Origin of the sequence: Klebsiella sp. MS 92-3, from assembly GCF_000195655.1 — a bacterium.
GTDB lineage: Bacteria > Pseudomonadota > Gammaproteobacteria > Enterobacterales > Enterobacteriaceae > Klebsiella > Klebsiella pneumoniae.
Genome location: NZ_GL882866.1, coordinates 8,763 through 17,558 on the forward strand (window position 1 = coordinate 8,763; position 8,796 = coordinate 17,558).

At 52.8% G+C, this 8,796-nt stretch carries 9 protein-coding genes and 1 pseudogene; 7 read left to right on the forward strand and 3 right to left on the reverse strand.

The features are described from left to right. The 3 genes and pseudogenes from HMPREF9538_RS02245 to HMPREF9538_RS02235 all read left to right on the forward strand — a co-directional run. Positions 1–849, forward strand: an 849-nt coding sequence (locus HMPREF9538_RS02245; protein ID WP_009486315.1) for an MFS transporter, incomplete at its 5' end; no start/stop codon positions are given. A 78-nt stretch (positions 850–927) separates the two neighbouring features. After that, a complete protein-coding gene (locus HMPREF9538_RS02240) occupies positions 928–1,797 on the forward strand; it encodes an aldo/keto reductase (RefSeq protein ID WP_004152141.1) in 870 nt (289 codons plus the stop codon). Between the two features lie 212 nt (positions 1,798–2,009). After that, positions 2,010–2,273: pseudogene (locus HMPREF9538_RS02235) on the forward strand (ATP-binding protein); the annotation flags it as partial. Between the two features lie 70 nt (positions 2,274–2,343). Here HMPREF9538_RS02235 and HMPREF9538_RS30675 read toward each other — a convergent pair. Together HMPREF9538_RS30675 and HMPREF9538_RS02230 are read right to left on the reverse strand one after the other, a co-directional pair. Next, positions 2,344–2,532, reverse strand: a complete 189-nt coding sequence (locus HMPREF9538_RS30675) for a hypothetical protein (RefSeq protein ID WP_004176439.1) — start codon at positions 2,530–2,532, stop codon at positions 2,344–2,346. A gap of 300 nt (positions 2,533–2,832) precedes the next feature. Next, on the reverse strand, positions 2,833–3,747 hold the full coding sequence (locus HMPREF9538_RS02230) for a LysR family transcriptional regulator (RefSeq protein WP_009486318.1): 915 nt from the start codon (positions 3,745–3,747) through the stop codon (positions 2,833–2,835). 107 nt (positions 3,748–3,854) lie between these two features. Between HMPREF9538_RS02230 and HMPREF9538_RS02225 the strand changes: the two genes are divergently transcribed. Further along, the gene (locus tag HMPREF9538_RS02225) at positions 3,855–4,616 is read left to right on the forward strand and encodes an SDR family NAD(P)-dependent oxidoreductase (protein WP_004176437.1); all 762 of its coding nucleotides are present in this window, start codon (positions 3,855–3,857) and stop codon (positions 4,614–4,616) included. Between the two features lie 216 nt (positions 4,617–4,832). After that, entirely contained in the window at positions 4,833–6,365 is a 1,533-nt protein-coding gene (locus tag HMPREF9538_RS02220; protein ID WP_004183778.1) for an HD domain-containing protein, read from the forward strand. A 198-nt stretch (positions 6,366–6,563) separates the two neighbouring features. On the opposite strand, the gene HMPREF9538_RS02215 is transcribed toward HMPREF9538_RS02220, so the two are convergent. Then, complete coding sequence (locus HMPREF9538_RS02215) at positions 6,564–7,130, reverse strand: DJ-1/PfpI family protein (protein ID WP_004190556.1); 567 nt, start codon at positions 7,128–7,130, stop codon at positions 6,564–6,566. A gap of 640 nt (positions 7,131–7,770) precedes the next feature. Between HMPREF9538_RS02215 and tssB the strand changes: the two genes are divergently transcribed. After that, positions 7,771–8,262, forward strand: coding sequence for a type VI secretion system contractile sheath small subunit (tssB, locus tag HMPREF9538_RS02210; RefSeq protein ID WP_004176434.1), 492 nt, complete (start codon positions 7,771–7,773; stop codon positions 8,260–8,262). Between the two features lie 42 nt (positions 8,263–8,304). Then, on the forward strand, positions 8,305–8,796 hold a 492-nt coding region (locus HMPREF9538_RS02205), incomplete at its 3' end, for a type VI secretion system contractile sheath domain-containing protein (protein ID WP_032457267.1).

The window sequence follows — 8,796 nt, forward strand, 5'->3', positions numbered from 1 at the left end:
TCGATGTCGGCGGCAACGGCCATTCGGCTGGTGCCGCAACGCCAGGTCCCCCGCGCACTGGCCATCTTTAACGGCGGCAACGCGCTGGCCACCGTTGTGGCAGCGCCGCTGGGCAGCTACCTGGGGGCCACCGTCGGCTGGCGCGGCGCCTTTTTATGTCTTGTCCCGCTGGCGGTGCTGGCCTTCGTCTGGCAATGCATTAGCCTGCCGTCGATGAAAAGTCCGCGCGCACCACAGCGGCAGGGATCGGTGCTGCGTCTGTTCCGTCTTTCTACGCTATCCCTGGGATTGCTGGCCTGCGGACTGTTCTTTATGGGACAGTTTACCTTATTTACCTATGTGCGACCGTTTCTGGAGACGGTGACCCAGGTCAGTCCTTCTGGTCTGTCCCTGATATTGCTGACAATGGGTATCGCCGGTTTTATCGGCACGCTGCTTATTACGACCGTTCTGAATGCCCGATTTTATCCGACGCTGGTGGCTATCCCGTTGTTAATGGCCGCAATTGCCGGAACGCTTCTGCTGGCCGGACACCACACGGGATCGGTCGCCGTACTGTTAAGCCTGTGGGGCCTGCTGGCGACGGCGGCGCCCACCGGCTGGTGGACATGGATTGCGCGGACGCTGCCCGAGGATGCGGAGACGGGCGGCGGGCTGATGGTCGCCGTGATCCAGCTATCGATAGCCCTCGGGTCAACGGTAGGCGGCCTGGTGTTTGATAGTCTGGGATGGCACAGCACTTTTGCACTGAGCGGTCTGTTACTGCTGGGCGCGGCAGGGGTGACTTTTCTGCTCTCTGTCAAAATCAGATCATCTCAGCGCACTGCGATTAATGAATTGAATGCATAAGTCAAATCAGGAATGACAGGCTAATCGTGACCGCGTTCCTGTCTTACCATGGTGTTTTAACAAGAGGGGAGCTTCACCGTGGAATATTCAGTATTAAGTAACGCTCGCAAAATGCCGATGCTGGGTTTCGGCGTTTTCAAGGTGACCGATAAAGCGGAGTGTAAGCAGGCGGTGTTGAACGCCATTCGCACCGGTTATCGCCTCATCGATACCGCTGCCGTCTACGATAATGAAGATGCGGTGGGTGAGGCCGTGCGCGAAGCCATCGCCGAAGGTCTGTGTACCCGCGAGGCGCTGTTTATTACCTCCAAACTGTGGGTCCAGGACATGGCCAACACCGGGATGGCGAAAGCCGGGATTGCCGCGTCATTAAAAAAATCGGGCCTGGAATACTTTGATCTTTATTTGCTACATCAGGCGATGGGCGATTATTTCAGCGCCTGGCGTGCGCTGGAAGAGGCCTATGAGGCCGGTACCCTGAAAGCGATCGGCGTCTCCAATTTTTACCCCCATGTGTTAGCTAACTTCTGCGAAACTGTCAGAATTAAACCAATGGTGAACCAGGTTGAACTGCATCCTTATTTCGCGCAGCCCGCGGCGCTGGAAGCCATGAAGCATTATCACGTTCAGCCTGAAGCGTGGGCGCCGTTAGGCGGTGGCAGACATAATCCGTATCAAGATGCATTGCTTCGGGGGATCGCCGATGCGCACCAGAAAACCATTGCGCAGGTTGTTCTGCGCTGGAACGTGCAGCGTGGCGTCACGGTGATCCCTAAATCCACCCGCCAGGAGCGCATTGAAGAAAATTTTGCTATCTGGGATTTCGTATTAACAGATAACGAAATGGCGCAAATCAGCGCCCTGGATTTAGGCTATGTTGGCGAAGCGGTAAAACACTTCAACCCTGAGTTCGTTCGCGGATGTCTGGGGGTGAAAATCCACGACTGATTGCGGCATCGGCTGATTCGATATCCATCTCCTCGCCTGCGCTGCGGCGACGGGTTCAGTATGCTGGTTAGCGCCCACGCGTTTGCCGCGATGGTTGTCAATGCGGTAGTCGATCGTCACGGGCAGCTGACTGGTGACAGTTGATCCTCTGGCCGGTGACATGTCGGTTGGATGCTTCCGTCGCAGTGGCCTTTAAAGCGGCAGTCTCCCGGGAAATTTTCGCTGCCAATGACCGCGTGACGCTGCGCTTTATCGATGCGGGAGAGATCTTTCCTGCTGAACGCCTGGCGCTGGCGCGTAACGATGAGCACTTTGATGTCGATCCGTTAGCGGAAGGCGGCAGAGGCTTGCGGCTTATTCTGCGTGCGGTGGACTATTTTAATGTGGAAACTGGCGCCGGGGAGAATGTGACTACCCTGATAGAAGCGTTGCCTGATACCCGCCTAAGCCATGCCACCGACGATCGCTGCGGGTGAGGGAACAGACGTTGCCCCCGGGTGAATCACCGGGGGAATTTCCCCACCCGCGTTCACCGGCTTCATCATCTTATTGCTGTGCCTGGGCAGCGGAGTGCACGCCCAGGTGATGAGGACGGATGGTATCTAATGTCATCATGGCTGATTTGCAGAAAATGCATTTCGCACCAAAAGGGTTTTTTTCAGTGACGTCAAACTGGGACGTTCTGTACTGGGAGCCATGGCAGCATGGGCATCTAAAATGGATATGTTCGATCATAATGTAAACCTTGTATGGGTGATGTTCTGTTGAAAAGACAATGGTCGTTTCAGGAAAATTAACGCGGCTGATTTTAGTTGGTGGTAAGCCGGGTTTTGGGTCAGATGGCGGACTTTTTAAGGAGCCGACAAGGATCTGACAGGGCCTGTTTACAGAAAAAGCAAACTACTAACGGGACTGCTCAAAGGAAGGTGGTATCAGGGATAACGCCTGGAGATGAGAACACGTACTCAGATAATAACTTTTTGTCTGGTAAATCAACTCAACGATTAACGCACGTGCCGTGAATAATAGCAAACGTTATTTTAGCCTTCCGGATGCCTGCTGCGCCAGGGGAGGCTTCATCAGCGCCGTCACCCAGTCGATAAATACCTGTACCCGGGCAGAGAGCTGCCGATTACTGGGATAGAGCAGGGAGAGCGGCAACGGCGCAGGGCGAAAATCGGCCAGCACTTCCGTTAACGCGCCCGACGCCAGATCGGCCTCAAGGCGGGGCAAGGGGGCCTGATACAGGCCAAAGCCAAGCCTTGCCGCTTCGGCGCCGACGTCGGCATCGGAGGTCAGCAGCCGACAGGGCAAACTGACCTCGCTCTGGCGGCCATCCTGGGTAAAGCTCAGCGGCAAGGTACGGTGCGCGCGCGATGAAACAAACCCGATCATCACGTGGCCCGTCAGTCCTTCAATCGTATGCGGGGTGCCGTACCGGGCGAGATAGGTCGGGCTGGCGCAGGTGATCTCCTGCAACCCGGCGAGCGGCCGGCAGATCATCTCGCTGTCGGGGAGATGGCCGCCGCGAATGACGCAGTCGACTCCCTCGCGAACCAGATCGACGTCACGCTCGCTTTCCCCGATCTGCAGCGTAATGTCCGGGTAGCGGGCGAGAAACTGCGGCAGCGCGGGCAGAAGCAGGGTCCGCGCCAGGTTGCCCGCCACGTCTACCCGAATGGTGCCGGAGATGCTCCCCCCGGCGCTGCGGTTGGCCTCCTCAAGGGCCGCCAGAATGGACACGCAGCGCTGATAATACAGCGAGCCTTCTGCCGTCGGCCGTACGTGCCGGGTGGTACGATGTAGCAGCCGCGCCCCGAGACTGACCTCCAACGCTTTAATAGCCGCGGTCGCTACTGGCCGGGAAACCCCCAGATCCGCGGCGGCGGCACTGAATGAGCCCCGTTCGACGATGCGCACAAACAAGGTCAGAGTATCCAGTTTATCCATGCATTGTTCCAGCAGGCAAAACTATCCTGTCGCCCAACGCGGTCTTATCGTCGGCATTCAGGGGCTTATAATCGCTCATGTTTTCAGCAGAGAGAAAAGGAGAAAACATGAACAATAGCGCAAAAATCGCCCTGGTGACAGGCGGCAGCCGCGGCCTGGGACGCGCGACCGTCGAAGCGCTGGCACAGCGCGGCGTAAATGTAGTACTGACCTACAAAACGCGTCTTGCCGAGGCGAACGAGGTGGTTACACGGGTTGAAGCACTGGGCGCCCGGGCGATCGCGTTGCCTTTCAGCGCCGGCGAAATCGATACCTTTGACGCATTTGTTAGCGCTTTTCAGGGCGCGCTGACGGAGCTGGGTGCCGATAAATTTGATTATCTGGTCAATAATGCCGGCAACGCCAGCGGCATGGGATTTCTTAACGCCACGGAAGCGGAATTCGATGCGCTGTATCGCATCCACGTGAAGAGCGTTTTTTTCCTCAGCCAAAAACTATTGCCGCTGCTGGCCGATGGCGGGCGAATAGTGAATGTCTCGTCCGGCCTCACCCGCATCGTGATGGCGAACCGGGCGCCCTATGCGATCATGAAATCCGCGGTGGAAACCCTGACTCGCTATATGGCGTTTGAGCTGGGCAGTCGCGGGATCACGGTGAACTGCGTGGCGCCCGGCGCCATCGCCACCGATTTCAGCGGCGGGGTGGTGCGGGATAACCCGCAGGTCGCTCAGGCGGTGGCGAATATGACGGCGCTGGGCCGACCTGGCCTGCCAGAGGATATCGGGCCGATGATCGCCTCGCTGTTATCCGATGATCATCGCTGGGTGAATGCCCAGCGAATTGAAGTGTCCGGTGGAATGCGCATCTGAGCGAAGAAAACCGGGGCTGTTTTCATCCGTAGTCAATCGATATGTCAGTGGATGCCGATATAGCGCGACCCTGTGCAGAGATAAGGAAATAAAGATCTGCCGCATTGCTCGTTAAATATTAGTGATTGACCTTATTGCCTGAATGCGCAAGATTATTGTTGAATAAACAGTCAATATGCTAAATATATTTAATGCACGTATGAAAGGATTTAAGATATGGATTTTGAAAATGAATTGACCAGTAAGATCCTTGATCCCATTCACGGCACTATTCGTTTGACGACACTCGAGATTGCCTTTATCAATCACCCCCTGTTCCAGCGCTTACGCAACATTAAACAGAACTCTTTTTTATATAAGGTGTTTCCCTCTGCGGTGCACAGCCGCTTCGAACACTCTCTCGGGGTGCTGCATTTATCAAGTGAAATACTCAATAATTTACGCCTGAATGCGATACGGTATCAAAAGAAATATGATGATGGCCATGTGTTTGGTCATATCGATCAGATACCAAAACACAACATTCAGGAGTTGAGACTCGCTGCCCTGATGCATGACATCGGGCACGGGCCGGTATCCCACCAGTTTGAGAGTTTTATGCCTGGTAAGCACGAATTCTCCGATGTTCTCCCCACGGCCTACCATTCAATCATTGATGTATTAAGCAAGCCAGAACAGAAAGTTGAACATGAACAGCTTTCGCTGTTGTTCAGCCTGATGATTTATCATGATCTGAGAAAACAAGGTAAGGTCGATGACGAAATAAATATCGAAAATGTGTTAAAAATTATCGAAAAAAGATACGGTGACCAACAGATCATTGAGGAAATTAATGGAAAGGCAACAGATATCCTGCCGTTAATGACCTCGATCATCTCTTCCTGTCCGATCGATGCCGACCGGATGGATTACTTGCTCAGAGATGGCTATTTCTCCGGCGTCAAGTGTGGCATCTACGATTACAATCGCTTGTTTATGTCAATTGTCCCGGTCGAGGAACAGGGAAAATTGTACCTTGCTTACAAAGAGAGTGGGATTGATTCGATCGCTGAGTTTATTGGGGCGCGCTCCAGCCTTTTCTCGCAGGTGTATTACCATAAAACAAACCGCGCCTTTGCGACGATGTTGAGCACATTATGTGAGATTATGCAAAGCAAGGATCCACAAAATGTCATTATCGCTGACGTTACCGACCGTATCGTTGACCATAGCGATGAAAGCTTCATCGACGCGCTGAAGGAGTTTTATTTGGCGTGCAGTGATGATTATTTTTTGAATGACAAGGTTGGTGAATGGATAGATATCAGCGATACCGAGGCGGTTAATAAAAAAATACTTGATGACATTATTAACCGACACCCATGGTCGAAGGTCTATGAGGCCAAACACTCTGTGTATAAAGCTAACATCGCTGACAAGGAAAATAAGGCGTGGAAGAGTCAACTCACCGGGTTATTGACTTCTGTATTACAGCCTCATTTCAAACCACATGAATTTGCCGTTGATATTGTCTCCGACTGCGCCTTTAAAGACCTGGATAAAACCGAAGTTAAGCTTTTGGTGAAAGATCTTAAGAACCGCTACGAAATAAAACCGTTAATTGAATGTGGTGATAAGTTAAATCAGTATCAAATCATCAAATATTGCATTCGGGTATTTGTTGACCGCGATATCAAAGAACGCGTAACTCCTGAAATAATCTATAAAATCAATGAAATAGTGGTCAAGCAGATCGCGTTGCTGAATTGATGATGCCCGTCAGGGCAGCGATAAATCTTTCAGGGGCTGGTTTTTTAACCGGCCCCTGAAGATAAGCGGTAAATCGTGGCGCATCCCCGCCATCGGCATAACATACAACAGCGCGTTTACCCGAGACTAAACACCGCGCTGAGGCATAGATTCCCGCAGGGGAGCGGGTGGCTCAACAAAAACACCGGCTCAGTATGGTTATTCCGCCAGCAGGGCGGCGAATTTCGCCAGCCACTGTGGATGAGCAGGCCAGGCGGGGGCGGTAACCAGGTTACCGTCCACATGCGCCTGGTCGATACCAATATCCGCATAGTGCCCACCGCTCAGGCGCACTTCCGGAGCGCAGGCGGGATAGGCGCTGCAGGTCCGTCCCTGCAGAATACCGGCGGCGGCCAGCAGCTGCGGGCCGTGGCAGACGGCGGCGATAGGTTTACGCGCGGCGTCGAATGCCTGTACCAGTTTAATAACCTCCTCGTTCAGGCGCAGATACTCCGGCGCCCGGCCGCCGGGGATCACTAGCGCATCGTAGTTCTCGGCCTTAACTGCGGCGAAGTCAGCGTTCAGCGTGAAGCGATGGCCCGGCTTTTCGCTATAAGTCTGGGCGCCGTCAAAGTCATGGATTGCGGTCATGACATAGTCGCCAGCGGCTTTATCCGGGCAGACGGCATCGACCTGGTGTCCAATCATCTGCAGTGCCTGAAAAGGAACCATCGTTTCGTAATCTTCGGCATAATCGCCGACCAGCATTAGGATTTTCTTGCTCATCTTTGTGTCTCGTTGTGGGCGAAAGGTGTCTTAGATATAGCCTGGCGACTTGCAGAATGCGAACCGTTCAGGATGCCGACGACGGTGTCGTGTGCGTCTTGTAACCGGGCTCATGTTTTTTTGCTAACGACAACTTTGTTCGATATCGCGCTGTGGCTCGTTATCCGCAAAAAATCGGTTTGTGAGGAGTAAGGGGAGCAGAAGAATATTGTTACCGTTTAGATTTCGCGCCAGGACTATTAAGCGTCCGCCGCGAAGGGGCAATCGGATGGAAGCCAGATATTTTCCCTCTGAGTAATTGATTGCGTTGTTACGCTAAATTTGCATAATGAGCGAATTATATTGCCCCGGTCGTCTTTATGGTTTCCTTTATTCATCAGCTTAATGTTTTAGCCCGCCTTATAGTATCCATTGCAAACATTCCTTTGGTGCATTATTTATTGAATTTATCATTGACTGTTGTTACACATTTTAAATGTTGATATTCATGGTGCTTTTATTTTCATGGTGAAAGGGGGTGTTTATGAATAAATATAATTATTAGGTGGTTAAGTTGATCGGTAATCCATTTTTGCTTTATCATCGTCACGTTTCACATCAATATATCTTCAATAATTATTCCTTAAGGAAAGGAACTGCTATGGCTGATACGTTCCAGAATGAAGTCCCCAGGGCGCGCATTAATCTCAAATTATCTCTTCATACCGGCGGCGCGCAAAAGAAGGTCGAACTGCCGCTCAAACTGCTTACCATTGGCGATTTTAGTCATGGGAAGGAAAACCGGCCTTTATCGGAAAGAGAAAAAATCAACGTCAATAAAAATAATTTTAACAGCGTACTTTCGGAATTTAGCCCGGAAGTTAACCTCTCGGTGCCGAATACGCTGGCCGGCAATGGCGAAGAGGAGAACGTCAGACTGCGTTTTACCGACATCAAAGATTTTGAACCGGAGCAGGTTGCCCGGCAAATTCCGCAACTCCGTGCCATGCTGGCGATGCGTAATTTATTACGCGATCTCAAATCCAATCTGCTCGATAACGCCACTTTCAGAAAAGAGCTTGAGGCAATCCTGAAAGATCCGGCGCTGTCCCAGGAATTACGCGACGAAATGAGTGCGCTTGCCCCGAAATAAGTGCGGGGCAAGTCTGTTAATGGATTAACCGGGAAAATGCTAATGTCTGTTACCACAGAAAACGCCCCTGTTCAGGGGCAAACCACGCTGCAGGAAAACAGGGCGGGCGAGGGCGTTTACGCCTCGCTGTTTGAAAAAATTAATCTCGCCCCGGCGTCTCGCCTCGGGGATATCAACGACTTTCTGGACGATGCCGCGCTCTCCGAGACGCCGGCGGCGGAGCGTCTCACCGCGGCGATGCAGGTGTTTATGGAACGCATCCGTCAGTCCGGCCAGCGGGTGGAAAAGCTCGACAAAACGCTGATCGACCACCATATCGCCGAGCTGGATTTCCAGATAAGCCGTCAGCTGGACGCGGTGATGCACCATCAGGAGTTTCAGCAGGTCGAATCCCTGTGGCGCGGCCTCAAACAGCTGGTGGACAACACCGACTATCGGCAGAACGTCAAAACGGAGATCCTCGACGTCGCCAAAGACGATCTGCGCCAGGACTTTGAGGACGCGCCGGAGCTTATCCAGAGCGGCCTGTACTGG

What these genes read in the sequence shown, in the direction of transcription:
- HMPREF9538_RS30675 (WP_004176439.1), bottom strand. Translation starts at nt 2,532, where the DNA reads ATGATCGAACATATCCATTTTAGATGCCCATGCTGCCATGGCTCCCAG.
- HMPREF9538_RS02220 (WP_004183778.1), top strand. Translation starts at nt 4,833, where the DNA reads ATGGATTTTGAAAATGAATTGACCAGTAAGATCCTTGATCCCATTCAC.
- HMPREF9538_RS02230 (WP_009486318.1), bottom strand. Translation starts at nt 3,747, where the DNA reads ATGGATAAACTGGATACTCTGACCTTGTTTGTGCGCATCGTCGAACGG.
- HMPREF9538_RS02225 (WP_004176437.1), top strand. Translation starts at nt 3,855, where the DNA reads ATGAACAATAGCGCAAAAATCGCCCTGGTGACAGGCGGCAGCCGCGGC.
- HMPREF9538_RS02215 (WP_004190556.1), bottom strand. Translation starts at nt 7,130, where the DNA reads ATGAGCAAGAAAATCCTAATGCTGGTCGGCGATTATGCCGAAGATTAC.
- tssB (WP_004176434.1), top strand. Translation starts at nt 7,771, where the DNA reads ATGGCTGATACGTTCCAGAATGAAGTCCCCAGGGCGCGCATTAATCTC.